21 protein-coding genes are annotated in these 26,590 nt (G+C 65.5%); 16 read left to right on the forward strand and 5 right to left on the reverse strand.

Annotated elements, in window-relative coordinates; genetic code table 11:
* Positions 1-219: 219 nt before the first annotated feature.
* On the reverse strand, positions 220-1,227 hold the full coding sequence (locus tag IVB46_RS09360) for a polyprenyl synthetase family protein (RefSeq protein WP_085402593.1): 1,008 nt from the start codon (positions 1,225-1,227) through the stop codon (positions 220-222).
* Between the two features lie 133 nt (positions 1,228-1,360).
* Here IVB46_RS09360 and IVB46_RS09365 point away from each other — a divergent pair, with 133 nt between their 5' ends.
* The 6 genes from IVB46_RS09365 to glyS all read left to right on the forward strand — a co-directional run bounded on the left by IVB46_RS09365 (position 1,361) and on the right by glyS (position 7,070).
* Positions 1,361-1,588 carry a DUF2007 domain-containing protein gene (locus IVB46_RS09365; protein WP_014497336.1) on the forward strand — a complete coding sequence of 76 codons (228 nt, stop codon included), beginning with the start codon at positions 1,361-1,363 and terminating at the stop codon, positions 1,586-1,588.
* Complete coding sequence (locus tag IVB46_RS09370; protein ID WP_247314261.1) at positions 1,581-2,411, forward strand: methyltransferase; 831 nt, start codon at positions 1,581-1,583, stop codon at positions 2,409-2,411. The genes IVB46_RS09365 and IVB46_RS09370 overlap by 8 nt, the downstream gene beginning before the upstream one ends.
* Positions 2,412-2,562: 151 nt before the next feature.
* Entirely contained in the window at positions 2,563-3,471 is a 909-nt protein-coding gene (locus IVB46_RS09375) for a S49 family peptidase (protein WP_247314258.1), read from the forward strand.
* 104 nt (positions 3,472-3,575) lie between these two features.
* The gene (locus IVB46_RS09380) at positions 3,576-3,767 is read left to right on the forward strand and encodes a hypothetical protein (protein ID WP_071916131.1); all 192 of its coding nucleotides are present in this window, start codon (positions 3,576-3,578) and stop codon (positions 3,765-3,767) included.
* Positions 3,768-4,023: 256 nt separating this feature from the next.
* Positions 4,024-4,971: a glycine--tRNA ligase subunit alpha gene (locus IVB46_RS09385; protein WP_028153882.1), complete on the forward strand. Its 948-nt coding sequence runs from the start codon at positions 4,024-4,026 to the stop codon at positions 4,969-4,971.
* A complete protein-coding gene (glyS, locus tag IVB46_RS09390) occupies positions 4,971-7,070 on the forward strand; it encodes a glycine--tRNA ligase subunit beta (RefSeq protein WP_247314256.1) in 2,100 nt (699 codons plus the stop codon). Before IVB46_RS09385 ends, glyS begins: the two co-directional genes overlap by 1 nt.
* A gap of 312 nt (positions 7,071-7,382) precedes the next feature.
* On the opposite strand, the gene IVB46_RS09395 is transcribed toward glyS, so the two are convergent.
* Complete coding sequence (locus tag IVB46_RS09395) at positions 7,383-7,736, reverse strand: DUF1236 domain-containing protein (protein WP_038944551.1); 354 nt, start codon at positions 7,734-7,736, stop codon at positions 7,383-7,385.
* Between the two features lie 223 nt (positions 7,737-7,959).
* On the opposite strand from IVB46_RS09395, the gene IVB46_RS09400 reads away from it, so the two are divergent.
* The 3 genes from IVB46_RS09400 to IVB46_RS09410 all read left to right on the forward strand — a co-directional run bounded on the left by IVB46_RS09400 (position 7,960) and on the right by IVB46_RS09410 (position 13,113).
* Positions 7,960-8,115 carry a DUF3096 domain-containing protein gene (locus tag IVB46_RS09400; RefSeq protein WP_014497329.1) on the forward strand — a complete coding sequence of 52 codons (156 nt, stop codon included), beginning with the start codon at positions 7,960-7,962 and terminating at the stop codon, positions 8,113-8,115.
* 96 nt (positions 8,116-8,211) lie between these two features.
* A complete protein-coding gene (gene ppdK / locus IVB46_RS09405; protein WP_247314254.1) occupies positions 8,212-11,151 on the forward strand; it encodes a pyruvate, phosphate dikinase in 2,940 nt (979 codons plus the stop codon).
* 507 nt (positions 11,152-11,658) lie between these two features.
* On the forward strand, positions 11,659-13,113 hold the full coding sequence (locus tag IVB46_RS09410; RefSeq protein WP_247314253.1) for a cell wall hydrolase: 1,455 nt from the start codon (positions 11,659-11,661) through the stop codon (positions 13,111-13,113).
* A 108-nt stretch (positions 13,114-13,221) separates the two neighbouring features.
* Here IVB46_RS09410 and nadC read toward each other — a convergent pair whose 3' ends face one another.
* The 3 genes from nadC to nadA are packed head-to-tail and all read right to left on the reverse strand — an operon-like array spanning position 13,222 to position 16,835.
* Complete coding sequence (gene nadC / locus IVB46_RS09415; RefSeq protein ID WP_247314251.1) at positions 13,222-14,100, reverse strand: carboxylating nicotinate-nucleotide diphosphorylase; 879 nt, start codon at positions 14,098-14,100, stop codon at positions 13,222-13,224.
* An 11-nt stretch (positions 14,101-14,111) separates the two neighbouring features.
* Positions 14,112-15,719, reverse strand: coding sequence for an L-aspartate oxidase (locus IVB46_RS09420; RefSeq protein ID WP_247314249.1), 1,608 nt, complete (start codon positions 15,717-15,719; stop codon positions 14,112-14,114).
* A 9-nt stretch (positions 15,720-15,728) separates the two neighbouring features.
* Positions 15,729-16,835, reverse strand: coding sequence for a quinolinate synthase NadA (nadA, locus tag IVB46_RS09425; RefSeq protein ID WP_247342554.1), 1,107 nt, complete (start codon positions 16,833-16,835; stop codon positions 15,729-15,731).
* 336 nt (positions 16,836-17,171) lie between these two features.
* Between nadA and IVB46_RS09430 the strand changes: the two genes are divergently transcribed.
* The 7 genes from IVB46_RS09430 (at position 17,172) to IVB46_RS09460 (ending at position 26,581) form a co-directional block, all read left to right on the forward strand.
* Positions 17,172-18,425, forward strand: a complete 1,254-nt coding sequence (locus IVB46_RS09430) for an MFS transporter (protein WP_247314244.1) — start codon at positions 17,172-17,174, stop codon at positions 18,423-18,425.
* 41 nt (positions 18,426-18,466) lie between these two features.
* Positions 18,467-19,453 (forward strand): MDR family oxidoreductase, encoded by a 987-nt coding sequence (locus IVB46_RS09435; RefSeq protein WP_247342557.1) that lies wholly within the window; start codon positions 18,467-18,469, stop codon positions 19,451-19,453.
* Between the two features lie 112 nt (positions 19,454-19,565).
* Positions 19,566-20,165: a hypothetical protein gene (locus tag IVB46_RS09440; protein ID WP_166086373.1), complete on the forward strand. Its 600-nt coding sequence runs from the start codon at positions 19,566-19,568 to the stop codon at positions 20,163-20,165.
* Between the two features lie 154 nt (positions 20,166-20,319).
* Positions 20,320-20,553 carry a hypothetical protein gene (locus IVB46_RS09445; protein WP_028152150.1) on the forward strand — a complete coding sequence of 78 codons (234 nt, stop codon included), beginning with the start codon at positions 20,320-20,322 and terminating at the stop codon, positions 20,551-20,553.
* A 223-nt stretch (positions 20,554-20,776) separates the two neighbouring features.
* Complete coding sequence (locus IVB46_RS09450; RefSeq protein ID WP_247314242.1) at positions 20,777-22,519, forward strand: HAMP domain-containing methyl-accepting chemotaxis protein; 1,743 nt, start codon at positions 20,777-20,779, stop codon at positions 22,517-22,519.
* Between the two features lie 179 nt (positions 22,520-22,698).
* Positions 22,699-24,405: a methyl-accepting chemotaxis protein gene (locus tag IVB46_RS09455; RefSeq protein WP_247314240.1), complete on the forward strand. Its 1,707-nt coding sequence runs from the start codon at positions 22,699-22,701 to the stop codon at positions 24,403-24,405.
* Positions 24,406-24,610: 205 nt separating this feature from the next.
* Positions 24,611-26,581 carry a HAMP domain-containing methyl-accepting chemotaxis protein gene (locus IVB46_RS09460; RefSeq protein ID WP_247314238.1) on the forward strand — a complete coding sequence of 657 codons (1,971 nt, stop codon included), beginning with the start codon at positions 24,611-24,613 and terminating at the stop codon, positions 26,579-26,581.
* The last annotated feature ends 9 nt before the right edge of the window (positions 26,582-26,590 follow it).

Here is a 26,590-nt window from a genome sequence, read left to right on the forward strand (position 1 = left end):
GGCCCATGTTGCGGAGAGCCTTGCGTGTCGCTTCCCGGCTCTGCGCACAGCAGCGTTTCCCGCTGCAGCGCGTCCGGGACAAGAGGGGGAATGCGCCGTTGCCTAGCTCTCCGTCATTGCGAGCGCAGCGAAGCAATCCAGACTGTCTCCGCGGAGGGATTCTGGATTGCTTCGCTGCGCTCGCAATGACGACGTGGAAAGAGCGTCAGGCCCTCGCGCCTAATGCGACCGGGCCAGGCAGAAAGCGACCACCTGCTCCAGCGCGCTCTTCATCGGCGAGGACGGGAACAGCGCCAGCGCGTCGACGGCCATGGCGCCGTAGTGCTGGGCGCGGCTGAGCGTATCTTCCAGCGCGCGGTGCTTGTTCATCAGGCCGAGGGCGTGGTCGAGGTCGGTGTCGCCGATCTCGCCGCGCTCCAGCGCGCGGATCCAGAAGGCGCGCTCGGTGTCGTTGCCGCGGCGGAAGGCGAGCACGACCGGCAGCGTGATCTTGCCCTCGCGGAAATCGTCGCCGGTGTTCTTGCCGAGCTTGGCGCTCTTGCCGCCATAGTCGAGCACGTCGTCGACGAGCTGGAAGGCGATGCCGAGATTCATGCCGACCGAGCGGCACGCGGTCTGCTCCGCCTTCGGGCGGTTGGCGATCACGGGGCCGACCTCGCAGGCGGCCGCGAACAGCTCGGCGGTCTTGCCGCGGATCACGGCGAGATATTCGTCCTCGGTGGTCGCGGTGTTCTTGGCGGCGGCAAGCTGCATCACCTCGCCCTCGGCGATGGTGGCGGCGGCCGCGGAGAGGATGTCGAGCGCGCGGAGCGAGCCGACCTCGACCATCATGCGGAACGCCTGGCCGAGCAGGAAGTCGCCGACCAGCACGCTCGCCTCATTGCCCCAGAGCATGCGCGCCGACAGCTTGCCGCGGCGCATCTCGCTCTCGTCGACCACGTCGTCGTGAAGGAGCGTCGCGGTATGCATGAACTCGACGCTTGCAGCGAGCTTGATGTGACCGTCGCCGGCGTAGCCGGCGAGGTTGGCCATGGCGAGCGTCAGCATGGGCCGCAGGCGCTTGCCGCCGGAGGAGATGAGGTGGTTGGCGACCTCCGGGATCATGGTGACATCCGACCCGGTCCGCGACAGGATCGTGGCGTTGACGCGCTCCATGTCACCAGCGACAAGGGCAACCAGCTGTTCGATCGACGCGCCGGGAGTTTCGAAAGGTACGATGACGGCCACGCCGGTCTCCAATATTTGCCCCGGAGGGGCTATTCTGATGCAAATACAATAGAAACTGGCAGCGGATGCGGCAAGTGCCGCGGAACCATTGACATTTGCCGCTTTAGCCCCTTTCAGGCAGGAGACCTGCGTTTTGCGTGAACTGGTTCGGACCAACGACATGGTGCTGGTGTCGGCGATCGGCGCGCTGCTCGACGGCGCCAACATCCATCATCTGGTGCTGGACCAAAACATGAGCATCATCGAGGGCTCGCTGGGCATCCTGCCGCGGCGGATCCTGGTCCATGAGGACGACGCCCAGGAGGCCAGGGAACTCCTCACCGAGGCGGGCCTCAGCCATGAACTGCGCGGCGATGATTGAGGCCGCGGCAGAAATTACCGAGGACGCCTTTCTCGGCGGGCAGTTGCGGCTGAAGCAAAAGCGCTCTGGCCACCGCGCCGGCCACGACGCCATCCTGCTCGCGGCGGCGACGGAAGCGCGGGCGGGCGACCGTGTCGTCGATCTCGGCGCCGGCATCGGCGCGGCTGGGCTGGCGCTCGCCCGGCGCGTGGCTGGCATCAGCCTCAGCCTGGTCGAGATCGATCCGGAACTGGCCGAGCTTGCGCGCGCCAATGCGGTGGCGAATGCGATTGCTGCCGAGACGATTGTGCTCGACGTCACGGCGGACGCGCAGGCGTTTGCGGCAAATGGCCTCGTGCCCGACAGCGTCGATGTGGTGCTGATGAACCCGCCCTTCAACGATCCCGCACGCCATCGCGGTTCGCCCGATCAGGCACGCCGCACCGCGCATGTTGCGCGGGAGGAGACGCTGAATGCATGGGTGCATGCGGCGCGGCGCATCCTCCGATCGGACGGCGCGCTGACCCTGATCTGGCGCGCCGATGGGATCGCGGAGGTTTTGACTGCGCTGTCACGCGGTTTTGGAAGCCTGTCGATCCTGCCGGTTCACGGCGAGGCAGGACGGCCCGCGATCCGCGTGCTGGTGCGCGCAGTCAAAGGCGGCCGGGCTCCGACGCGGCTGCTGCCGGGCCTCATGCTCAACGACGAGTCAGGCGTGCCTAAAAATCAGGTGACGGAGATTCTGGAGGGGAGGGCGCTCTTGCCGCTGGCGGAGCCGCGACGACTTACTGCGGAAGCGATTCCGACTGCTGCTCTTGCGGGGTCGTCAGACGGATCGCCATGAACAGCGCACCGACCAGCAGCAACAGCAGATAGATTTTCATGGTGTTCTCCGCTGCCTCATTGCAGCTTCCCAACGGGGAATCTGCAAAACACGTTCCGGGCACTTCCAATGACAGTCGCGTGATAAGAAATGGTTAAGCAGGGGTAACGGCATGGCCGAACAATTGAACGATCGCGCAGGTTCCGGCCTGGCCGACAAGCTCATGCAATATCTGCCGGCGCGCTTCCGTCCCGGCACGGCGGTGGTGCCGGTGGTGCGCCTGTCCGGTGTGATCGGTGCGGTGACGCCGTTGCGCCCGGGCATGACGCTTGCGGGCGTCGCGCGGGTGCTGGAGCGGGCGTTTTCGTACCGGAACGCCAAGGCGGTGGCGCTGGTGATCAATTCGCCCGGCGGCTCGCCGGTGCAGTCGCGCCAGATCTATCTGCGCATCAAGCAGCTCGCGGCGGAGAAGAAGCTGCCCGTGCTGGTGTTCGTCGAGGACGTCGCGGCGTCCGGCGGCTACATGATCGCCTGCGCCGGCGACGAGATCATCTGCGATCCGTCCTCCATCCTCGGCTCGATCGGCGTGGTCGGCGGCAGTTTCGGTTTCCAGGAGGCAATCAGGCGGCTCGGCATCGAGCGGCGGCTCTACACGGCCGGCGCGCACAAGGCGATGCTCGATCCGTTCCTCCCGGAAAACCCCGACGACGTGGCGCGGCTGAAGGCGCTCCAGCGCGAGATCCACCAGATCTTCATCGCGCTGGTGAAGGAGAGCCGCGGCGCGCGGCTGAAGGGCGCCGACGACACCCTGTTCACCGGCGAATACTGGGCCGGCGAGAGTTCGATCGCGCTGGGGCTTGCCGACGGCATCGGCGATCTCCGCTCAACTCTTCGTGCCCGCTATGGCGAGAAGGTTCTCACCCCTGTGATTGCGCAGCCGACCGGTCTGCTCTCGGGCCTTTTGGGGCGGAAATCGCCCGGTGCGGGCCAGCTTTCGGCCATGGAATCAATGGCCGGCCTGCCGGACGAGTTGATCTCGGCGGTCGAGACGCGGGCGATTTGGGCGAAATTCGGGTTCTAGGCGACACCCTCCCGCGCCATTTGGTCCGAGCCGAGCCAATTGCGGCGCGGCCCGGTCTGCGCAAGAATGTCTGTGGGGGCTGAGCACTAGACAAGGATCGACCGATGCCGCCGTTTGTCGCTTTCGCGGGCGTCCTGGGCGGGCTTGCCGTGGTCCGCTGGGCCTACAAGACCGCTGTCCGGATCAACCATGAGCTGGAGGAGATGCGCCTGTCGCGCGTCGCTGAAGCCGCCCATGCCGGGGATATTCAGAAGCTGAAACGTGACCCCGTGACCGGAGCGTATCGGCCCGGCTAGGCCGCGCTGCCGTAGGGTGGGCAAAGGCGCTCTTGCGCCGTGCCCACCATTCCTTTTGCAATTGTGGTGACGATGGTGGGCACGCTTCCGCCTTCGCTCTTCGAGCTACGGCGGACAAGTCGCTTTGCCCACCCTACCGCACCGTCTCAGGACGAAGGCGATCGGCCCGAACCCGCCCCCTTTGCCTTGATTCCCATCCCCGCCGTCGATACGGTCCCGCGCGATTCAAAACCCCCCGCGAGAGCCTGATCTGACGATGGACGCCTCATTGCCCGCCCATATGCGCCCGGAACGCTCGTTCCAGGGCTTTATCCTCGCGCTCCAGCGGTTCTGGGCCGAGCAGGGCTGCGTGATCCTGCAGCCCTACGACATGGAGATGGGCGCAGGCACCTTCCATCCAGCGACCACGCTGCGCGCGCTCGGGCCAAAGCCGTGGAACGCCGCCTATGTGCAGCCCTCGCGCCGGCCCAAGGATGGCCGCTACGGCGAGAATCCAAACCGGATGCAGCACTACTACCAGTTCCAGGTGATCATGAAGCCGTCGCCGCCGAACCTTCAGGAGCTGTACCTGAAGTCGCTCGCCGCGATCGGCATCGATTCCGCCGTGCACGACATCCGCTTCGTTGAGGACGATTGGGAAAGCCCGACACTGGGCGCCTGGGGTCTCGGCTGGGAGTGCTGGTGCGACGGCATGGAAGTCAGCCAGTTCACCTATTTCCAGCAGGTCGCCGGCTTCGAATGCGCGCCTGTTGCCGGCGAGCTCACCTACGGGCTCGAGCGCCTCGCGATGTATGTGCAGGGCGTCGACCGCGTCTACGACCTCAACTTCAACGGCCGCGAGGGCGACGCCAAGGTGACCTATGGCGACGTGTTCCTGCAGGCCGAGCGTGAATATTCGAAGCACAATTTCGAAGTCGCCGACACCGCGATGCTGTTCGAGCAGTTCAAGATGGCGGAAGCCGCGTGCCGGAAGTACCTCGACGCCGGCTGGCAAAAAAACTCAGAGTCCGGCAAGCGCGAGGCGCACCTGATGGCGCTGCCGGCCTACGATCAGTGCATCAAGGCGAGCCACGTCTTCAACCTGCTCGATGCGCGCGGCGTGATCTCCGTGACCGAGCGGCAGAGCTACATTCTTCGCGTGCGCGAGCTGGCCAAGGCCTGCGGCGAGGCCTGGATCCATACTGAAGCGGGCGGAGCGGCCTGATGCCCGATCTTTTGCTTGAACTGTTCTCGGAAGAAATCCCCGCGCGCATGCAGGCCAAGGCGGCCGACGATTTGCGCCGCATGGTCACCGACAAGCTGGTCGCCGAGGGCCTCGTCTACGAGGGTGCGAAAGCGTTCGCCACGCCGCGTCGCCTTGCGCTCACCGTGCACGGCATCCCCGCGCGCCAGCCCGATCTGAAGACCGAACGCCGCGGTCCGAAAATGGGCGCGCCCGATGCGGCCGTGCAGGGTTTTCTGAAAGCGACAGGTCTAAACTCGCTCGACGAAGCCAAGATCCAGCGCGACCCGAAGGGCGACTTCTACATCGCGCTGATCGAGAAACCCGGCCGCGACGCGATCGACGTGCTCGCCGAGATTCTGCCGGTCATCATCCGCACCTTCCCCTGGCCGAAATCGATGCGCTGGGGCGCGCGCTCAGGCAAGCCCGGCTCGCTGAGCTGGGTGCGGCCGCTGCACGCGATCACCGCGACCTTCGGGCCCGAGACGGAAGAGCCCGATGTCGTCAAATTCTCAATCGATGGCATCGAGACCGGCCAGACCACCTACGGCCATCGCTTCATGGCGCCGGCTGCGATCAACGTACGCCGCTTCGAGGACTATGAGGCGAAGCTGAAGGCTGCAAAAGTCATCCTCGATCCGCAGGCGCGCAAGGACATCATCTTCGCCGACGCCAAGGAGCTGACGTTCGCACAAGGGTTCGAGCTGGTCGAAGATCAGGTGCTGCTGGACGAGGTGTCGGGCCTCGTCGAATGGCCCGTCGTCATGATGGGATCGTTCGAGCCGGAATATCTCGCGATCCCGGAAGAGGTGATCCGCGCCACCATCCGCAACAACCAGAAGTGCTTTGTCGTCAGGGATTCCAAGACGGGCAAGCTGACCAACAAGTTCGTCCTCACGGCGAATATCGAGGCGGCCGACGGCGGCAAGACTGTCGTATCAGGCAACGAGCGCGTGATCCGCCCGCGCCTGTCGGATGCGAAGTTCTTCTACGAGACGGATCTCAAGACGAAGCTTGAAGACCGGCTGCCGAAGTTCGAGCAGATCGTGTTCCACGAGAAGCTCGGAACTCAGGCTGAGCGCATCAAGCGCATCGAACGCCTCGCCGCCGAGATCGCGCCTTTGGTCGGTGCCGATGTCGCCAAGGCCAAGCGCGCCGCGCATCTCGCCAAGGCCGATTTGCTGACCGAAGTCGTCGGCGAATTCCCGGAGGTGCAGGGTCTGATGGGCAAGTACTACGCGCTGGCGCAGGGCGAGGATACCTCGGTCGCCGCCGCGTGCGAGGAGCACTACAAGCCGCAGGGGCCTACCGATCGCGTGCCGACCGATCCGGTCAGCGTCGCGGTCGCGCTCGCCGACAAGCTCGATACGCTCGTCGGCTTCTGGGCGATCGACGAGAAGCCGACCGGCAGCAAGGACCCGTATGCGCTGCGGCGTGCGGCGCTCGGTGTGATCAGGCTGATCGCTGAGAACAACCTGCGTCTGTCGCTCATGAAGGTGGCAGCATCTGCACTCGCGGGCCTGTCGGTGAAGTCGGCCGACGCGGAGAAGCTTCCAAGCGATCTCCTCGCCTTCTTCGCCGACCGCCTGAAGGTCCAGCTGCGCGAGCAGGGCGCGCGTCACGATCTCGTCGACGCCGTGTTTGCGCTCGGCGGCCAGGACGATCTCCTGATGATCGTCCGCCGCGTCGAGGCGCTCGGAAAGTTCCTCGAGAGCGATGACGGCAAGAACCTGCTCGCCGGCATCAAACGCGCCAGCAACATCCTCGGCATCGAGGAGAAGAAGGACAAGCGCGCGTTCGACGGTGCACCCGATGCTGCGCTCTATGGCCTCGCTGAAGAGAAGGCGCTGGCGAAGGCGATCGGCGAGGTGCAGGCGGAAGCAAGCGCCGCCGTCGCCAGGGAAGACTTTGCCGCCGCGATGAGCGCGATGGCAAAGCTGCGTCCGCCGGTCGATGCGTTCTTCGAGAAGGTGCGCGTCAACGACGACGATCCGAAGGTGCGTGAGAACAGGCTGAAGCTGCTCAACGAGATCCGCAGCGCCACGCGTGCGGTCGCGGATTTCTCGAAGATCCAGGATTGAGGCTCTCGTGCCCCGGACGCAGCGCAGCGCTTCTTCAGCGGTGCGCTGCAGAGCCGGGGCCCATGTTAACCTCGTGCTCGTAGCTTCTGGGTCCCGGGTCGCGCTGCGCTTGCCCGGGACACGAGAGCGTGCACAGACGAGGCTCAAAAAAGCCCCGCCCGGCGGGGGGAGAACCGGGCGGGGCCTGATGTCCGTACTACGCGATGCGCGCCAGCCTGATTGAAGTGACACGCCGGACATCGAGTTGATCGGAAGCGTTTTCAAGCGAAGTGGATACCGGTTCGCGTGAAGAAAACGCGTTCAGACGAGAATCTAATCCATCACCTCGACGACGCGCCGCGAGCGCGGCTCGACCAGCACGGTTGCGCCGTTTACGACGGTGTAGCGGTAGGTGGTGGCGCCGAAACGTTGCGGCACGTCATAATAAGTGACGCCGCTTTCAGGTAAGGTGGCGCCGACCACCACGCGATCCGGGACACGGAAGGCCGGCACACGTTGCTCGACGACATATTCGCGGAATGCCGGCCTCTGTTCGACCGCAATCGTCGGGCCGCTGTCGACGACAACAGGCGCGCGGCCAACGGTGAGACCGGATTGCGCAGACGCTGCGATCGGCGAGCCGAGCGCGGCGCCAAGCGCAGCGAGGGCGAGAATCCTGTTCCGCATGGGCAACTCCTTCGAACTGATTTCAGCCGGCGCTACTGGCGCGACCGGTTGCCAATGCATGTCCCCTTCGCAATGTTCCGGGAAAAGCCCTGCCGCATCAGCGGCAATTTCGGGCAGTTTTCGCGAAGCCGGGAACCTGTTCGCGCCTTGTGCGTCTCTACCCGCGGAACCCGGTCCGGTATGATCCAGCCGCGATTCGCCTCACGTCACGGAAAGACAATTCATGCACATCACCGTCGCCCACATCTCGCCGCTTCTGTCGCTGCTTGCGGGCGTGCTCATCCTGATCATGCCGCGCCTTCTCAACCTGATCGTCGCGATCTTTCTCATCATAAATGGTGCGATCGGGCTCGGATTGTTGAAGTGGCTCCATCTCTAGGCCTTCATTTTCCGGAACTCTTCGACTTGCGCGGGCCTGCCCAAAGTGGTGTAAGGCGCGCGATTTCCCTTTCCTCTCGCAGGTTGTGTGCAAGCTATGGCCAAAGCCGCCTCGAAGCCCAATAAAACTCCAGCGAAAACGCCAGCGAAATCAAAGTCCTCCGCCGCGGCGAAAGCCGCGCCGGCGGCTCGCAAGGCGCTTGCCAAGAGCGCCCCGAAGCCGGTCGCCAAGGCGGCTGTAAAGCCGGCTGCGAAGCCCGCGGCGAAGGCTGCGACCAAGTCGGCTGCGCCGAAGGTTGCCGTGAAGCCCGCCCCCAAAAAGGCCGCGCCCGCCAAGGCGGCGCCAGCCGCGGCCAAGGCCGGCAAATGGGTGTTCACGTTCGGCGACGGCAAAGCCGAGGGCCGGACGGAGATGCGCGACCTGCTTGGCGGCAAGGGCGCCAACCTCGCCGAGATGGCCAATCTCGGCCTTCCCGTGCCTCCCGGCTTCACCCTCCCGACCTCGGTCTGCACCTACTTCTACGCACACGACAAATCCTATCCGAAGGAATTGCAGTCGCAGGTTGAGAAGGCGCTCGACCATGTCGGCAAGTTGACCGGCAAGGTGTTCGGCGACGTCAAAAACCCGCTGCTCGTCTCCGTGCGCTCCGGCGCGCGTGCCTCGATGCCGGGCATGATGGACACCGTGCTCAATCTCGGCTTGAACGACGAGACCGTGGAAGCGCTGTCGGAACTGTCGGGTGACCGTCGCTTCGCCTATGACAGCTATCGCCGCTTCATCACGATGTATTCGGACGTGGTGCTCGGCTTCGAGCATCATCACTTCGAGGAAATCCTCGACACCTTCAAGGACAGCCAGGGCTATACGCTCGATACGGACCTCAGTGCCGAGGACTGGGTCGGACTGGTCGGCAAGTACAAAGACGCGGTCGCGCGCGAGACCGGCAAGGATTTCCCACAGGATCCGCACGACCAGCTCTGGGGTGCGATTGGCGCGGTGTTCTCATCCTGGATGAACGCGCGCGCAGTGACCTATCGCAAGCTGCACGACATTCCGGAATCCTGGGGCACCGCGGTCAACGTGCAGGCCATGGTGTTCGGCAACATGGGCGAGACGTCGGCGACCGGCGTCGCCTTCACCCGCAACCCCTCGACCGGCGAGAGCAAGCTCTACGGCGAGTTCCTGATCAACGCGCAAGGCGAAGACGTGGTGGCGGGCATCCGCACGCCGCAGGACATCACCGAGGAAGCGCGCAAGGAATCCGGTTCCGACAAGGCGTCGATGGAAGCGGCGATGCCGGAAGCCTTCAAGGAGCTGACGCGGATCTACACGCTGCTCGAGAAGCACTACCGCGACATGCAGGACATGGAGTTCACGGTCGAGCAGGGCAAGCTGTGGATGCTCCAGACCCGCGGCGGCAAGCGCACCGCCAAGGCGGCGCTGCGCATCGCGGTCGAGCTCGCCAATGAAGGGCTGATCTCGAAGAAGGAAGCGGTGACGCGGATCGATCCCGCCTCGCTCGACCAGCTGCTGCATCCGACCATCGATCCCGACGCCAAGCGCGACGTGATCGCGACCGGCCTGCCGGCCTCGCCCGGTGCTGCCTCCGGCGAGATCGTGTTCTCCTCGGACGAGGCGGCCAAGCTCCAGGCCGACGGCCGCAAGGTGATCCTGGTTCGCATCGAGACCAGCCCGGAAGACATCCACGGCATGCACGCCGCCGAAGGCATCCTGACCACCCGCGGCGGCATGACCTCGCACGCGGCGGTGGTCGCGCGCGGCATGGGCAAGCCCTGCGTCTCCGGCTGCGGCACCATCCGTGTCGATTACGGCCGCGGCACCATGAGCATCGGCTCCCGGACCTTCAAGACCGGCGACGTCATCACCATCGACGGTTCGCTCGGCCAGGTGCTCGCCGGCCGCATGCCGATGATCGAGCCGGAGCTCTCCGGCGAGTTCGGCACGCTGATGAAATGGGCCGATCAGGTCCGCAAGATCGGCGTGCGCGTCAACGGTGACACGCCGGAGGACGCGCGCACCGCGATCAAGTTCGGCGCGGAAGGCATCGGCCTGTGCCGCACCGAGCACATGTTCTTCGAGGAGACGCGCATCCGCACGGTGCGCGAGATGATCCTCTCCGAGGACGAGCAGTCGCGCCGCGCCGCGCTCGCCAAGCTGTTGCCGATGCAGCGCGCCGACTTCGTCGAGCTGTTCGAGATCATGAAGGGCCTGCCCGTCACGATCCGGCTTCTGGATCCTCCCCTCCATGAATTCCTGCCGCACACCCATGCCGAGGTCGAGGAAGTGGCACGCGCCATGAACACCGACCCGCGGCGCCTGGCCGACCGTGCGCGCGAGCTCTCGGAGTTCAATCCGATGCTCGGTTTCCGCGGCTGCCGCATCGCGATCGCTTATCCGGAGATCGCCGAGATGCAGGCGCGTGCGATCTTCGAAGCCGCAGTCGAGGCCGAGAAGCGCACCGGCAAGGCCGTCGGACTCGAGGTGATGGTGCCGCTGATTGCCACCAAGGCGGAGCTCGACCTCGTCAAGGCGCGCATCGATGCCACCGCGAAAGCCGTGATGCGCGACACCAACACCAAGATCGCCTACCAGGTCGGCACCATGATCGAGCTGCCGCGCGCCTGCCTGCTCGCGGCCGAGATCGCCGAGAGCGCGGAGTTCTTCTCGTTCGGCACCAACGACCTCACGCAGACCACCTACGGCATCAGCCGCGACGACGCGGCGAGCTTCCTCGGAACCTACGTGTCCAAGGGCATCCTCCCGGTCGATCCCTTCGTCGCGCTCGACCAGGAAGGCGTCGGCGAGCTCGTCAAGATCGGCGTCGCGCGCGGCCGCAAGACGCGCCCGAAGCTCAAGGTCGGCATCTGCGGCGAGCACGGCGGCGATCCCGCCTCCGTCGCCTTCTGCCACGACATCGGCCTCGACTACGTCTCCTGCTCGCCCTACCGCGTGCCGATCGCCCGCCTCGCGGCGGCGCAGGCGGCGCTCGGCAAGGCGATCGCGAGCCAGGCGTAAGCGCGAAGATCAGGATTGAGTTGAGAGAGGCGGGGCAAAGCCCCGCCTCTTTTCATTTCAGACGACACTCCATCCACGCGTCTTTGCGAGCGCCACACACTCGGTGTCGTCGCCCGGCTTGACCGGGCGATCCAGTACGCCGAGGCCGTTGTGGTTGAGCGGAAAGGCCGCGGCGTACTGGATGCCCCGGTCAAGCCGGGGCATGACACCGATGAAGCGGACTCATTGCGCAAAAACAACGGAACTCGTCGCGCGTCCCGTAATGAGACGCACGCGCAAGAGTTCCTTCACCATTCGCGTTGACCGAATGTTTACCGCTTTACGAGAGGCGGTGTTTACCAACGCGCATCATTGCCCGTGAAACCACCTGCAATCGCTTGAGTGTGCCGCACGCGCAACGCCGATTAACGCCCCGGCAACCTAAATTGGATATTGACGATAAAGATCGAATTGTACGGACGTACTGCGGTTCGATTTTTCTGGCGTAAGCGTAGCGTGAGCGTGTCGATGTCAGTGTTGCGTAACCATCCGAAGGGCGCGCGGTTCGCGTCCTTCGGAATCGGTCTCTGCATCTTCGCATTGATGCCGAGAGAGACCGGCTATCAGGATATCGCCTCGTTGCTGGCGCGTCAGCCCGGCGTCGCCGAGCGCTGGCAGAAGCAGGTGTTTTCCGCCGCGTCCTCGATCCAGCTCGCCACCTACAGCTTTTCCCGTCCGATCGGCACGTCGCTTCCGCAGAGCGCGATGGTTCGCCTCGCGAGCCTCGATGGTCGCGACGTCACCGGCGCGATCGGCCGCAATCCTGCGCTTCAGGCGCCGCCGCGGTACCAGGCCGCCGATTTTCCCAAGGTCGATCGCTCCATGAAGGGGGATCGCCTCGCAAGCGTCACGCCCACGCAGGCTCCCGAGACGACCGCACCATCGGCCGCGCCGGCACAGCAAGATCCCGCGACATCGAACAGCTCGGTGTTCGGCGCCAAGACCGCCGCGTTGCCGCAAATCATGTCGCCGGAGTCCGCGGCGGCGCTCGATCCCGAGCTTCAGGAAGCGCTGCGCGCGCCGCCGCTGCCGCAATATGCCAATCCGCCACAAGCCAGTGACGCGGCGCGCGCGTTCGCGGTTCAGCCGCTCGAGGCGCTGAAGCAGGCGACCCTCCCGGACGTGGCGCCGCGCGATCCCTTCCGCGTCAAGACCTCGAACCTGTTTTTCGGCAGCTCCTCGCTCGGCGGCAATCTCGAGAGCATCGAGAGCTGGCAGCCCGGCGCCGAGCCGCTAATCGTGATGCCCGATCCCGATATGAAGGTGACGGCCGCGCTGTCGCCGCCGTCGGCCGAGATCGCCAAGGACATCGAAAGCGGCGAAAGCGTCGCGCCGAAGGGCGAGGTCAACGCCGACAACCAGCGCGCCAGATCGCCGGCGGAGCGGCTCGCGCTCGACGAAAAGTCGCGCGCAAAGTCCGAGAAGTGTCTCGCCGAAGCCATCTATTTCGAATCGCGCGGCGAGGCCGTGCGCGGCCAGATGGCGGTTGCACAAGTCGTGATGAATCGCGTCTTCTCCGGCAAATATCCGGACACCGTGTGCGGCGCGGTCTATCAGAACAAGCACCGCCATTTGGCGTGTCAGTTCACCTTCGCCTGCGACAACAATGCCGACGTGATCCGCGAGCCCGAGATGTGGGAGCGCGCGAAAAAGATCTCGAAGGCGATGCTCGACGGCCAGATCTGGCTGCCCGAAGTGGGCAAGTCCACGCACTACCACGCCTACTGGGTGCGTCCGTCCTGGGTCGCCGAGATGAAGAAGATGTACAAGACCGGCGTCCACACCTTCTATCGCCCGCGCGCCTGGGGCGACGGCAGCGAAGAACCGAGCTGGGGCACCCCGGCCCAGACTGCGGCACTCTCCGCCGAGCTCGCCCAGGAAGCCAAGAGCTCCGCCGAGATGGGTGTGACCGAGCGAAGGTAATCATTCACGAAAGTTCGTCATGCCCGGGCTTGTCCCGGGCATCCACGTTCTTTGTGTTGCGAGGCGAGGCGTGGATGGCCGGGACAAGCCCGGCCATGACGGTGTGGCTCACGCCTCGATATCCAGCGCGCAGTCGAAATTCGGCGCCGAATGTGTCAGCGCGCCGGATGAGACGTAGTCGACGCCGGTCGCCGCGATGGCCGCGATCGAGTCCAGCGTGACGCCGCCGGATGCCTCCAGCTCGAGGCGCCCCTCGTTGAGCCGCACCGCCTCGCGCAGCGTCGCAAGGTCCATGTTGTCGAGCAGCACGGCATCGGCGAGCCCGGTGCCGAGCACCTCGCGGAGTTGCGCGAGCGTATCGACCTCGATCTCGATCTTGACGAGATGACCGGCATGCGCGCGGGCGCGCTCCAGAACCGGGCGGATGCCGCCGGCGACCGCGATGTGGTTGTCCTTGATCAGGATCGCATCGTCGAGCCCGAAGCGATGGTTGAAGCCGCCGCCGCAGCGCACGGCGTATTTCTCCAGCGCCCGGAGCCCCGGCGTGGTCTTGCGCGTGCAGCAGATGCGCATTGTCGTGCCTTCGGTCCGCGCGACGTAGTCGGCCGTGAGCGTCGCAACGCCCGACAGCCGGCCCACGAAATTCAGCGCCGTCCGCTCCGCCGTGAGAATGGCGCGGGCCGGGCCCGTGATCGTCAGCACGTGCTGGCCGCGGGCAACCCGTGCGGCGTCGCGGACATGCGCGCGCACGTCGATGTCGGGCGAGAGCTTTTGCAGCGTCGCCAGCGCCAGCGGCAGGCCGGCGATCACGCCGGACTGGCGCGCGACCAGGATCGCCTGCGCCTTGGTCGCCTCCGGGATCGTCGCAAGCGAGGTGATGTCGCCGGCGCGGCCGAGATCCTCGTCGAGCGCGCGATGCACGGCCTCGTCGATCGCAAGCGGCGACAGGAAGGCGTCGGGATAGAGCAGTGACGTCGGGGTGATCATGAGGGACTCCATCAGGCGATCATCGGTCGGGCGGTGCGTGGCAGCGGACGCTCGCTCAGGCTCTCCGCGATCTCACGTGCTTCCGTGAGCGTCGTCATCGTTCTCCGTGCCAGCGTGGGGACATCCGCCGGATGGTCGGAGCGGAAATGCGCGCCGCGGCTCTCGCGCCGGGCCCAGGCGGACGCAGCGACGAGCAGGGCTGAAGCCGCCATGTTGCGGAGAGCGATGCTTGCGGGCCCGCGCTCGACTGCGGCGAAGCTGCGCACGGCCTCCGCAAGCCCGTCACTGTTGCGGATCACGCCGACATGCGCGCTCATCATCGTTCGCAACCGCTTCACGGCGGCAGCGTCCGGCGTGCCGCCACGCGACGTCACCAACGCATCGGGAAGGCGGGCAGGCGAGGGGATGGCGCGGCCGGCGATGTCGTCGGCGATGCGGGCGGCGTAGACCACCGCCTCCAAGAGCGAATTCGACGCCAGCCGGTTGGCGCCGTGCGCGCCGGTGGAGGACACTTCGCCGCCGGCCCACAGCCCGTCGATCGAGCTGCGGCCGCGCTCGTCCACCGCGATGCCGCCCATGTGGTAATGCGCGGCCGGCGCGATCGGGATGGCCTGCGTGGCGGGATCGATGCCGGCCGCGATGCAGCTTGCATGAACGGTCGGAAATTTGTCGGCGAAGCGCGCACCCAGCGCCTGCCGGGCATCGAGGAAGGCACCGCGCCCGGCCGCGATCTCGGCGAACACACCGCGCGCCACGATGTCGCGCGGCGCGAGCTCTGCGAGCGGATGGAGCGTGAGCATGAAACGTTCGCCATCGCCGTTGATCAGCGTCGCCCCTTCGCCGCGCAGCGCTTCGGTTGCGAGCGGCGCCGGATCGCGGCCGACCATGATGGCAGTGGGGTGGAACTGCACGAACTCGGGATCGGCGATCACGGCGCCGGCACGTGCTGCGATCGCAAGGCCGGAGCCGCTGGCTTCTAGCGGGTTGGTGGTGACGGCATAGAGATGGCCGAGGCCACCGGTCGCCAGCACCACCGCGCGAGAGGCAAGCAGGAGCGGACTTGCAGCGGGATTGCCGGCCTCGCGCAATTGAAGACCCGTGACCGCGCCGTCCTCGGTCAACAGCGCTTCGGCGACGAGACCTTCGATCAGTCGGATCGACGGCGTGCGGCGTACGGCCTCGCTCAGTGCCGCGATGATCGCGGCTCCGGCCCCGTCGCCGCGCACATGCACGATGCGCCGCGCCGAATGCGCAGCTTCTCGTCCGACAGCGAGCCGGCCTTCGAGGTCGCGGTCGAACGGCACGCCATAGGCGAGTAAATCGTGAATCCGAGGCGCGGCCTCGCGCGCGATGCCGAGTGCGACCGCCTCGTCGACAAGACCGCCGCCGACGGCGATGGTATCAGCGGCGTGCGCCTCCGGCGTATCGCCTTCGGCCACGGCCGCAGCGATGCCGCCCTGCGCCCATGCGGACGACGCGCCCTGTCCGAGCGGGGCGGCCGAGATCAGCGTTACCGGCCGCGGCGCGAGCTTCAGTGCACAAAAGAGTCCGGCGAGGCCACCGCCGACGATGACGACGTCATCGGTGCTGCGGGTGAGGTTGTGAATGTTGTCTTGCATGCTTCACTCTCAATTCTTCAGATTGATCATCCGCTCGACCGAGCGCCGCGCGCGTTCCGCGAGCGCGGGATCGATCGTGACTTGCTCGCCAAGCGTGAGCAGGCTGTCCAGAATGTTGGCGAGCGTGATGCGCTTCATGTGCGGGCAGAGATTGCAGGGGCGGAGCATTTCGACATCAGGCAGCTCGGCGCGGACATTGTCGGCCATCGAGCATTCCGTGATCATGACGAGCCGCCGCGGCCGCCGCTCGCGCACCCAGTTGATCATGTGCGCGGTCGAGCCGGTGAAGTCGGCTTCCGCCAGCACATCAGGCGGACATTCGGGATGCGCGATGATCTGCACCGACGGGTCGGCCTCGCGATAGGCGCGCAGCTCCTCGCCGGTAAAGCGTTCGTGCACCTCGCAGGCACCCTTCCAGGCGATGATCTTCACGTCGGTCTTCGAGGCGACATACGTTGCAAGGTAGCGATCGGGCAGGAAGATCACGGTCGGTGCGTTCAGGCTCTCGACCACTTGCACCGCGTTCGACGAGGTGCAGCAGATGTCGACCTCCGCCTTCACCTCTGCGGAGGTGTTGACATAGGCGACGACCGGTACGCCCGGAAATTTTTCGCGGAGCAGGCGAACGTCCGCGCCCGTGATGCTGTCCGCGAGCGAGCAGCCGGCGCGGCTATCCGGGATCAGCACCGTCTTGTCCGGATTGAGCAGCTTCGACGTCTCCGCCATGAAGTGCACGCCGCATTGCACGATGATGTCGGCCTTCACCTTGGTCGCTTCGACCGCGAGCTGCAGCGAGTCGCCGCCGATGTCGGCGACGCAATGAAAGATCTCCGGCGCCTGATAGTTGTGCGCGAGGATGACCGCGCCGCGGGCCTGCTTCAGCTCGTTGATCGCCTTGATCGTCGGCGCCATCAGCGGCCACTCGATCGGGGGGATCACGTGCTTCACGCGCTCATAGAGCGGCGCAGTGGCCCGCTCGACGTCCGCAGTCCATTCCAGTGAGGGCTTCGGCAGCGCGGGGCCGGTTCGCGCTGGTATGGCGCGAGGAGGGGCGGGGACTTGGCCCTGCGGCCAGGTGGCAAAGTCGTCGGGGCCGTAAATTCCAGTGATGGGCATCGAAGCCTCCCGTGAATGCTAATTATGCTCCATGTGAGTATATATAGGGCCTGAGAAATCCGGCCGAGGGGCCGGTGGGGTTTCGCCAGAGCTTACATATACTCAATCTGAGTAAATCAAAGATAACACGCGCCCGAGCAGGCCGCTAGCCCCAGCCGCACACATTCCCGTCAAATCGCGCTGGGCGCGTCGGAGAAGGCGCGATGAAACGCAATGCTCCGGCGGCAGCCCTTCGTGGAACGCAATCACTTTTGACTTGGGATCTTCATGCATCTGCATTAAACGCGTGACTCGCGGTTGCCTATTCCGGATCCGCCAGCGACTGATGAGGAACCCATGTCCACTCAAGCGGGCGAGCTCGGTCCGGTCACGCGTTCCTCCACCTGGCGTACCCCGGCCATCATCATTCTCTGCGGCTGCGCCATCGGCATGCTCGGCTTCGGCCCGCGCTCGGCGCTCGGCTTCTTCGTGCAGCCGATGAGCCACGAATTCGCCTGGGGCCGCGACGTGTTCGGCCTCGCGATCGCTTTCCAGAATTTGCTGTGGGGATTGGGCCAGCCCCTTGCCGGCGCCGTCGCCGATCGCTTCGGCCTGTTCCGGGTGATGTGCGTCGGCGCGCTGCTTTACGCCGGCGGCCTGCTGCTGATGCGCTATTCCTCGACGCCGCTGTCGCTGAATCTCGGCGCGGGCGTGATGGTGGGATTCGGTCTCGCCGGCTGCTCGTTCAACCTGGTGCTGTCGGCCTTCACCAAGCTGTTGCCGGCCGAGAAGCGCGGCCTCGCGCTCGGTGCCGGCACCGCGGCGGGCTCGTTCGGGCAGTTCCTGTTCGCGCCCATTGGCGTCGCGCTGATCGACAATTTCGGCTGGCAGCAGGCGCTCACCGTGTTCGGCTTCCTGATGCTGCTGATCATCCCGCTGTCGCTGGCGCTCTCGACGCCGCCGGTCGCAACCACGGCCAACACGGCGCCTGCGGATGAGCAGACCTTTACGAAAGCGCTCGCCGAAGCCTTCGGCCATCGCTCCTATGTGCTGCTGGTGCTCGGCTTCTTCACCTGCGGGTTCCAGCTCGCCTTCATCACCGTGCATCTGCCGGCGTTCCTGGTCGATCGCGGCATCTCGACCCAAACCGGCGGCTGGGTGATCGCGGCGATCGGCCTGTTCAACATCATGGGATCGCTGAGCGTCGGCTATCTCCAGAACTCGCTGCCGAAGCGCTACATCCTCTCCGCGATCTATTTCACGCGCGCGCTTGCGACGCTCGCCTTCATCTCGTTCCCGATCACGCCGTTCTCGGCGATCGCATTCGGTGCGGTCTCCGGTCTGACCTGGCTGTCGACGGTGCCGCCAACCTCGGCGCTGGTGGCGCTGATGTTCGGCACGCGCTGGCTCGCCACGCTCTACGGCTTTGCCTTCGTCAGCCATCAGGTCGGCGGCTTCCTCGGCGTCTGGCTCGGCGGCATCGTGTTCGAAAAATTCGGTTCCTATACGCCGATCTGGTGGCTCTCGATCCTGTTCGGTGTGCTGTCCGCGCTGATCAATCTTCCGATCGTCGAGAAACCGGTTCAGCGAGCGGTTGCGCAGCCTGCCTGATCGGCTAAACATCCCCTGAAACGAGCCTAGGGAGTTCAGTCGTGGCCACATTCAAGGCGATCCGGATCGACAAGGCGGACAAGGGCACCACCGCCGCACTCACGCAGTTCGACGATTCCGAGCTTATGGACGGTGATGTCACGGTCCGCGTGGAATGGTCGACGCTGAACTACAAGGATGGCCTCGCGCTCACCGGCAAGGCGCCGGTGGTGCGTCGCTTCCCGATGATCGCCGGCATCGATTTCGCCGGCACGGTTGAAACCTCCGCCCATCCGCAATGGAAGGCGGGCGACAAGGTCGTCTGCACCGGCTGGGGCATGGGCGAGACCCATCTCGGCGCCTATGCCGAGAAGGCGCGGGTCAAGGGCGACTGGCTGGTCGCTCTGCCGCAGGGCCTGTCGGCGCGTGACGCCATGGCGATCGGCACCGCCGGCTTCACCGCGATGCTGTCGGTGCTGGCGCTGGAGAAGCACGGCCTGTCGCCGAAGAGCGGCCCTGTGGTGGTGACGGGCGCGGCCGGCGGCGTCGGCTCGGTCGCCACCGCCGTGCTCTCGAAGCTCGGCTATTACGTCATCGCCTCGACCGGCCGCGCCTCGGAAGCCGACTATTTGAAAGAGATCGGTGCGGCCGAGATCATCGACCGCAATGAATTGTCGGCGGCGGCCAAGCCCCTCGCCAAGGAGCGCTGGGCCGGCGGCGTCGACAGCGTCGGCTCGACCACGCTCGCGAATCTCCTGTCGATGACGAAGTATGGCGGCGCGATCGCGGCGTGCGGCCTGGCGGCCGGCATGGACCTGCCGTCTTCTGTCGCACCCTTCATTTTGCGCGGGGTGTGCCTTCTCGGCATCGATTCCGTGATGTGTCCGATCGAGCCGCGGAAAGCCGCCTGGCAGCGTCTGGCCTCGGATCTGGATCGGACAAAACTATCTGAAATTACTCATGAAATTCCGCTCGACGAAGTTTCGGAATGGGGCGCGAAAATCCTCGCCGGTCAGGTCCGCGGCCGCATCGTGGTAAAAATTGTCTAACGGCGTTCAGACTTTACCAACCAAGCTGCTTCAATGTTGCCTTGGTTAGTATGGTAAGCAGCGGGTAAAGAGATAAGGCATCGCCCGCGCTGGGGTTGGTTCGGAGTTGAGCATGCTTGCGCGTATTGTGTTGGGGGCTGTCACGGCGGCAGCGACGTTTGCGCCGGCCATTGCAGGAAGCATGAACGCCGACGAGGCGCGCCGCTTCGTTGCCGGTAAGGTGTTCGCCTTCACCTGTTTCGACGGTACCCGCGGCGCAGGCCGCATCCTGGACGACCTCGGCGCCGCCGGCGCGGTGCAGTTCTCGGGCGCAGGCCCGGTGAAGCATCTCCGCCTGCCCGGCAACACGCTCCAGATCCGCGGGCAGAACGTCTGCGCCTCGATCAAGGGCATTCCGTTCGAGCCCTGCTTCAACCTGGAAAAGACCGACGATCGCAGCTTCCGCGGCTCGGTGTCGGGCATGGGCTTCGCCTATTGCGACTTCCACCACCAGGGCGGCAATCAGATGCTGATGGCCCGCGCGACGGCGCGTCCGCGCTCGCTGCGCTCTTCGGAGCGCACCGGTTCGGTCGCTGCGTCCAACACTGAAGTCGCCGCGCGCGTCGAGACGCCACGTGTCGAGAGCAGCCGGCTCGAGCCGGTGAAGTCCGAAGCCAAATCGGAGCCCGCCAGGAACGACGCTCCGCTGGAATTGCGCCGCTCGACCCAGTGACCTGGCTGCGCGGGACCGCCCGCGCATTTTGTCGTTGAGAATATTCATCGGTCACCAAGCCGCCGCGCCGTAGTCATACGGACGGCGGCTTTCATGCCTTGGTAGCGACTGGCGTCCCAGTTTGCCCAGGGCCGGGGGGTGCAAGGGTTCTACGATGTCGCTGTATTTCTTTCGCATCAGCACCGGTCGTTATTCCGGCGCCGCCGACCAGCCGTACGAGTTCGAGGATCGCGCCGCCGCCTGGGCCGAGATGAGCGAGGTCTGCGCCAACCTGCTCGGCAGCATCGCGCGCAACCTGAAGCCGAATGCGAAGTGGAGCATGGAGCTGCTCGACGAGAACAAGAAGCCGGTCTTCCGCGTCAGCCTGGTCGGTGAGACCGTGTGCTGATGACGGCGAACGGGCAACCGTTAACGGACGCCAGCGCGTGCAAATCCGCGAGTTCCATTTCATTGCACGTGAAAAGTGCGTAACTGCAGTAGTTTAAGCACCATTTCAGTATTTTTACCCAGGCTGCCGCGGCCACCCTTAACGTTAATGAGCAACCTCGCGGTTAACCTCCTCGGACTTTCACGCGCGTCGGCGCGGCAATGCGTATCCGGGGATTATGTCGATGATGTTCATTCAGAACCTGCGAATTGGCACCAAGCTCGCCGTGACCTCGGCGCTCACCATCGCGCTCGTCGCGCTGATGATCGTCCTCCAGATGAACGGCGACGCTGCGGTTCAGAAGCTCAGCAATGGGGCATCGGGGCAGCAGTCGATCGCGCAAAGCGCCGCGGAAGCCAAAGCGTCGGTCCGCGGGATGCAGATCGGCATTCGTGACATCCTGAGCTCCACGTCGCCGGCCGAGTTGCAGAAGGCCGTCACCTATTTCAACGATCGGCAGACCGCGGCCCTGAAATTCGCGGACGAGATGGCGAAGCTGTCGCGCTCGCCGGAGAACCACAAGCGGATCGACCGCCTGATCGTGTTGGTCGGCAATTTCAGCAAGGGGCAACAGCAGATCGAAGCGATCCGCAAGCAGGAACTCGCCCTGAGCGCGAAGAAGGACGGCGAGGCGGCAGCGCCGCTCGCAAAGCTCGTGGCCGAGGTCGACCGCATCCGCAAGGAGATGCTGGCGCCGATCAACGAAGAGATATCGGAGCTGACCAACGAGATCATCAACTTTGCCAAGCAGAAGAGTGCCGAAGCCCGCACCGAAGCCGAAGCTGAGGCCGCGTCCGTTGCGCGGACCTCGTTCGTCGCCGGCGTGCTGGTCGCGCTGGTTCTGATCGGGGCGTGCATCTTCTCCGTCTTCAGCATTGCGCGGCCCATGCGCGCATTGACGGCGGCGATGGAGAAGCTCGCCGGCGGCGATTTCTCCGTGGTGCTGCCGGGCCTCGGCCGCAAGGACGAGGTCGGCGAAGTCGCCGGTGCCGTCGAAAAATTCAAGATCGTGTCCGAACAGAAGGCGCGAGAGGACGCGGAAGCCAAGTCGCGGCAGGATCAGCTCGCGGCCGAGCAGCGCAAGTCCGAGATGCGCAGGCTCGCCGACAGCTTCGAAGGCGCCGTCGGCGAGATCGTCGGTACGGTGTCGTCGGCTTCCACGGAGCTTGAAGCATCCGCCACCACGCTCACCTCGACCGCGGAGCGCACGCAGCAGCTCACCACCGTGGTCGCGGCGGCCTCCGAAGAGGCCTCCACCAACGTGCAGTCGGTGGCGTCGGCAACGGAGGAGCTGTCGTCGTCGATCACCGAGATCAGCCGGCAGGTGCAGGAATCCGCGCGTGTAGCGAGCGAAGCCGTCGGCCAGGCCCGCATCACGACCGACCGTGTCAGCGAGCTGTCGAAGGCGGCGACGCGGATCGGCGACGTCGTCGAGCTGATCAACACCATCGCCGGCCAGACCAACCTGCTGGCGCTCAACGCCACGATCGAGGCCGCGCGCGCCGGCGAAGCGGGCCGCGGTTTTGCCGTGGTCGCCTCCGAAGTCAAGGCGCTCGCCGAGCAGACCGCGAAGGCGACCGGTGAGATCGGCCAGCAGATCGCCAGCATTCAGGCCGCGACCGAGCATTCGGTCGGCGCCATCAGGGACATCAGCGACACCATCGAGAAGCTGTCGGAGATCTCCTCGGCGATCGCGGCTGCGGTCGAAGAGCAGGGCGCCGCGACGCAGGAGATCTCCCGCAACGTGCAGCAGGCGGCGGAAGGCACCCATCAAGTGTCGTCTAACATCACCGACGTTCAGCGCGGTGCGAGCGAGACCGGCTCGGCGTCCTCGCAGGTGTTGGCGGCGGCGCAGTCGCTGTCCGGCGACAGCAATCGACTCAAGCTCGAGGTCGGCAAGTTCCTGGGTACCGTTCGCGCGGCCTGACCAAAACCGCAGGGAGAGCCTTGCTCGCTGCGCAACTCTCGGAATGCAAGAGCGGCGTCGATCGCGGTGAAAACTCCGTGTTTCTACGGCAAACGTGGTTAAGGGAAGCGGAATGGTTTTGGACGAAGTTCATGGGAATTCAGCCGCTTGAGCGGCAACGTCCATGAAGGATTCCAGTCATGCATTTTCTCGGCCGCTTCCGCATCCTGAGCAAGATCCTCGGGATCGTCCTCCTGCTGTGCGGGATCGGTGCCGCGATCGCCTGGATTGGCGTCTCCGCCCTCAGCGATCTCAGCGAAAAGGCCGACGTGATGTCGACCGCGGCCAAGCGGGCCTTGCTCGCCGCGCGCGCCAACCAGAACGTCATCGCGCTGAACCGCGCTGAATTCCGCAGTGCGCTTGATCCGCGTGACGACAATCGCCTCGCCGCGCGTGATGTCATCAACGCCCAGCTCAAGCAGTATCAGGAGCGTTTCGACGAGGTCAGCCAGACCCCGGACGAGAAGGCCAAGACGCTGCTCCCGGGCGTACGCGAGGCGTTCTCGGCCTACAAGAGCCAGATGGACACGACGCTCGCGGCCGTCGATGCCGAGAAGTCGGCGAAGCTCAGCGACAGCGCAGACAAGCTGCGCGACATCGCGATGAAGAGCAGGACCGCTGCGGAGAACCTTCAAGGCAAGATCCGCGAACTCGCCGATCGGCTGAATACGCGCGTCGAGGAGAAGAGCAAGGAAGCGCGCGAGCAGTATGAATCGACGTCACGCTTTCTGATCATCCTCGCAGGCCTCGGTGTCATCATCGGCGGCGCGTTGGGCTTCATCATCGGTCAGTACGGCATCGCGCGGCCGATCCGCATGATCGTCGGTGTGCTCCAGGAGCTTGCCGCTGGCCGCTATCAGGTCGAGATCGCCGGCCTTGATCGCAAGGACGAGGTCGGCGAAGTCGCCAAGACCGCGGAAGTGTTCCGGGAGAACGGCCTTACCAAGATCCGGATGGAAGCCGAGCAGAAGGAGATGGAGCAGCGCAGCGCGGCGCAGCGTCGCCAGGACATGCTCCGGCTTGCCGATCAGTTTGAAACCGCCGTCGGCGAGGTGATCGAGACCGTGAGCTCGGCCTCGACCGAGCTCGAGGCTTCCGCGACGACGCTGACCTCGACCGCGGAACACGCGCAGCAGCTCGCCACCGTGGTCGCTTCGGCCTCTGAGGAAGCCTCCACCAACGTGCAGTCGGTGGCCTCGGCAACGGAAGAGCTGACGTCCTCGATCACCGAGATCAGCCGCCAGGTGCAGGAATCCGCGCGCGTGGCGAGCGAGGCCGTCGGCCAGGCCCGCACCACCACCGAACGTGTCAGCGAACTGTCGAAGGCGGCAACGCGGATCGGCGACGTCGTCGAGCTGATCAACACCATCGCCGGCCAGACCAACCTGCTGGCGCTCAACGCCACGATCGAGGCTGCGCGTGCAGGCGAAGCTGGCCGTGGCTTCGCCGTCGTCGCTTCCGAAGTGAAGGCGCTTGCCGAGCAGACCGCGAAGGCGACCGGCGAGATCGGTCAGCAGATTTCCGGCATCCAGTCTGCTACCCAGGAATCGGTCGGCGCCATCAAGGACATCAGCGACACCATCGAACGCCTGTCGGAGATCTCTTCGGCGATCGCGGCAGCGGTGGAGGAGCAGGGCGCGGCGACGCAGGAAATCTCCCGCAACGTGCAGCAGGCGGCGGAAGGCACCCATCAAGTGTCGTCCAACATCACCGATGTGCAGCGCGGCGCGAGCGAGACAGGCTCGGCGTCGTCGCAGGTGCTTTCGGCTGCGCAGTCGCTGTCCGGTGACAGCAACCGCCTCAAGCTCGAGGTCGGGAAGTTCCTCACCACGGTGCGCGCCGCCTGAGGGCGGCCGTCCTCACCCCATCATCCGCCGATTGCAACCGCCGCGCGAGAACGCGTGGCGGTTCGCATGCGTCCGCAGCCGATGCCGCGGTGAGAAGGTCTGCACGGTTAACCTTCCGGAAAACCGATGCAGTCATGATCTCGCAATATTCGGGTGCCGAGTCGCCCTCCCTGTATTGCGTATCGAACGTATCGGAGCACATTCAATGAGCGGCCTTTCCATTCGCCTCACCCACAAGGTCATGGCGATCGGACTCTTCGGCCTTGTCGGTCTCGTCGTCTTCGGCGCGATCTACGAGATCGGCAGCCTCTCTCAGGACGCCTCCCGCACCGTTGCCAACCGCGCCCGCGCGATCGCTGACCTCAACAAGCAGCTCACGATCGAGATGCTGGAGGCGCGCCGCAACGAGAAGAATTTTCAGCAGCGCCGCAACGAAAGCTACGCCAAGGCGCATGCCGAGCTGATGGGACCGATCAACCGCGATTTCGACGAGGTCGAGCGGTTGATGGCGGCCGGCGGCATGAGCGCGCTGTCCGACAAGACCAGGCAGGCGCATGACGGCTTCAAACGTTATGCCGAGGATTTCAAGGCGCTCGTCGTGGCCGAGACCAGACTCGGGCTGAACGAGACGCTTGGCTTGTCCGGCTCGCTCCGCGCCGCCGTGCACGACATCGAGGTGAAACTCAAGGAGATCGACGATCCCAGGACGACGAGCTGGATGCTGATGATGCGCCGGCACGAGAAGGACTTCATGCTGCGGCGCGACCCCAAATACATTGCCGAAGTGAAGAAGGCCGCGGTCGAATTCTCCAAGGCGATCGAGGTGGTCGCAGTCCCGACGGCGGTGATGAACGACATCACGGCCAAGCTCCAGAAATACCAGTCCGAGTTCGCGGCCTGGGCCGAGACCGCGCAGCAGAGCGCCGCGCTGGACGCGAGCATGATGAAGACATTCCGCGAGCTTGAGCCTTCCATGGTCGAGGTGCGGGCCGCGGTCGACGCCATGTACAGGCAGGCGGACGCCGCGGAGGCCGCAACGCGCGATGCCGTGCGCATGTGGATGATGATCGCCTTCGCGCTCACCGTCGTCGTGCTCGCCGTGGTCGGCTTCTTCCTCGGGCGCTCGATCTCGAAGGCGCTGTCTGGCATGGTCGGCGCGATGACGCGGCTGGCGCGCGGCGAGCTCTCGATTGCGGTCCCCGGCGTCGGGCGCAAGGACGAGATCGGCGAGATGGCCGGCGCGGTCGAGGTGTTCAGGACCAACATGGCGGAGGCCGAGCGGCTGCGTGCGGAGCAGGCCGAAGCTGACGCGCGCGGGCGCGAACGGCGCAAGGCGGACATGCACCGCCTCGCCGACGGGTTTGAAGGCGCCGTCGGCGAGATCATCGACACGGTGTCGTCGGCGGCAACCGAGCTCGAGGCGTCCTCCAACACGCTGACGCAGGCCGCCGAGCGCGGCAACGGGCTCGCCACGGCGGTGGCGGCGGCCTCGGAGGAGGCGTCCGCGAACGTGCAGTCGGTGTCGTCCGCGAGCGAGGAGATGACCACATCGATCTCGGAGATCAGCCGCCAGGTGCAGGAATCGGCCCGCGTCGCCGACGTCGCGGTCGAGCAGGCCCAGCGCACCAACGCGCGCGTCGCCGAGCTGACCAAGGCGGCAGGCCGCATCGGCGACGTGGTCGAGCTGATCAACACCATCGCCAGCCAGACCAATCTGCTGGCGCTGAATGCCACGATCGAGGCGGCACGTGCGGGCGAGGCCGGCAAGGGCTTTGCGGTGGTCGCGACCGAAGTGAAGGCGCTCGCCGAGCAGACCGCGAAGGCCACCGGCGAGATCAGCCAGCACATCGGAGCGATCCAGACCGCGACGCAGGATTCGGTCGGCGCGATCAAGGAGATCGGCGACACCATCGCGCGGATGTCGGAAATTTCCTCGGCCATCGCCGTAGCGGTGGAGGAACAGGGCGCCGCGACGCAGGAGATCTCCCGCAACATCCAGCATGCCGCGCACGGCACCTCGGAAGTCTCCGCCAATATCGGCAACGTCCAGCGCGGCGCAGGCGAGACCGGCGCTGCGTCGGCCCAGGTGCATTCGGCAGCACAATCGCTGTCTCAGGAGAGCAACCGGCTGAAGAGCGAGGTCGCGCGCTTCCTGGAGTCGGTCCGGGCGGCCTGAGGTCGTCAG

The sequence above is a fragment of the Bradyrhizobium sp. 61 genome (assembly GCF_023073075.1).
In the GTDB taxonomy this organism is placed as follows: Bacteria; Pseudomonadota; Alphaproteobacteria; order Rhizobiales; family Xanthobacteraceae; genus Bradyrhizobium; species Bradyrhizobium barranii.

Bases quoted from the DNA above. Each gene is read 5' to 3' on its own strand.
- IVB46_RS09370 (WP_247314261.1), top strand. From the start codon at position 1,581: ATGATTGAGGCCGCGGCAGAAATTACCGAGGACGCCTTTCTCGGCGGG.
- IVB46_RS09375 (WP_247314258.1), top strand. From the start codon at position 2,563: ATGGCCGAACAATTGAACGATCGCGCAGGTTCCGGCCTGGCCGACAAG.
- IVB46_RS09380 (WP_071916131.1), top strand. From the start codon at position 3,576: ATGCCGCCGTTTGTCGCTTTCGCGGGCGTCCTGGGCGGGCTTGCCGTG.
- IVB46_RS09385 (WP_028153882.1), top strand. From the start codon at position 4,024: ATGGACGCCTCATTGCCCGCCCATATGCGCCCGGAACGCTCGTTCCAG.
- glyS (WP_247314256.1), top strand. From the start codon at position 4,971: ATGCCCGATCTTTTGCTTGAACTGTTCTCGGAAGAAATCCCCGCGCGC.
- IVB46_RS09395 (WP_038944551.1), bottom strand. From the start codon at position 7,736: ATGCGGAACAGGATTCTCGCCCTCGCTGCGCTTGGCGCCGCGCTCGGC.
- IVB46_RS09400 (WP_014497329.1), top strand. From the start codon at position 7,960: ATGCACATCACCGTCGCCCACATCTCGCCGCTTCTGTCGCTGCTTGCG.
- ppdK (WP_247314254.1), top strand. From the start codon at position 8,212: ATGGCCAAAGCCGCCTCGAAGCCCAATAAAACTCCAGCGAAAACGCCA.
- IVB46_RS09410 (WP_247314253.1), top strand. From the start codon at position 11,659: ATGTCAGTGTTGCGTAACCATCCGAAGGGCGCGCGGTTCGCGTCCTTC.
- nadC (WP_247314251.1), bottom strand. From the start codon at position 14,100: ATGATCACCCCGACGTCACTGCTCTATCCCGACGCCTTCCTGTCGCCG.
- IVB46_RS09420 (WP_247314249.1), bottom strand. From the start codon at position 15,719: ATGCAAGACAACATTCACAACCTCACCCGCAGCACCGATGACGTCGTC.
- nadA (WP_247342554.1), bottom strand. From the start codon at position 16,835: ATGCCCATCACTGGAATTTACGGCCCCGACGACTTTGCCACCTGGCCG.
- IVB46_RS09430 (WP_247314244.1), top strand. From the start codon at position 17,172: ATGTCCACTCAAGCGGGCGAGCTCGGTCCGGTCACGCGTTCCTCCACC.
- IVB46_RS09440 (WP_166086373.1), top strand. From the start codon at position 19,566: ATGCTTGCGCGTATTGTGTTGGGGGCTGTCACGGCGGCAGCGACGTTT.
- IVB46_RS09445 (WP_028152150.1), top strand. From the start codon at position 20,320: ATGTCGCTGTATTTCTTTCGCATCAGCACCGGTCGTTATTCCGGCGCC.
- IVB46_RS09450 (WP_247314242.1), top strand. From the start codon at position 20,777: ATGATGTTCATTCAGAACCTGCGAATTGGCACCAAGCTCGCCGTGACC.
- IVB46_RS09455 (WP_247314240.1), top strand. From the start codon at position 22,699: ATGCATTTTCTCGGCCGCTTCCGCATCCTGAGCAAGATCCTCGGGATC.
- IVB46_RS09460 (WP_247314238.1), top strand. From the start codon at position 24,611: ATGAGCGGCCTTTCCATTCGCCTCACCCACAAGGTCATGGCGATCGGA.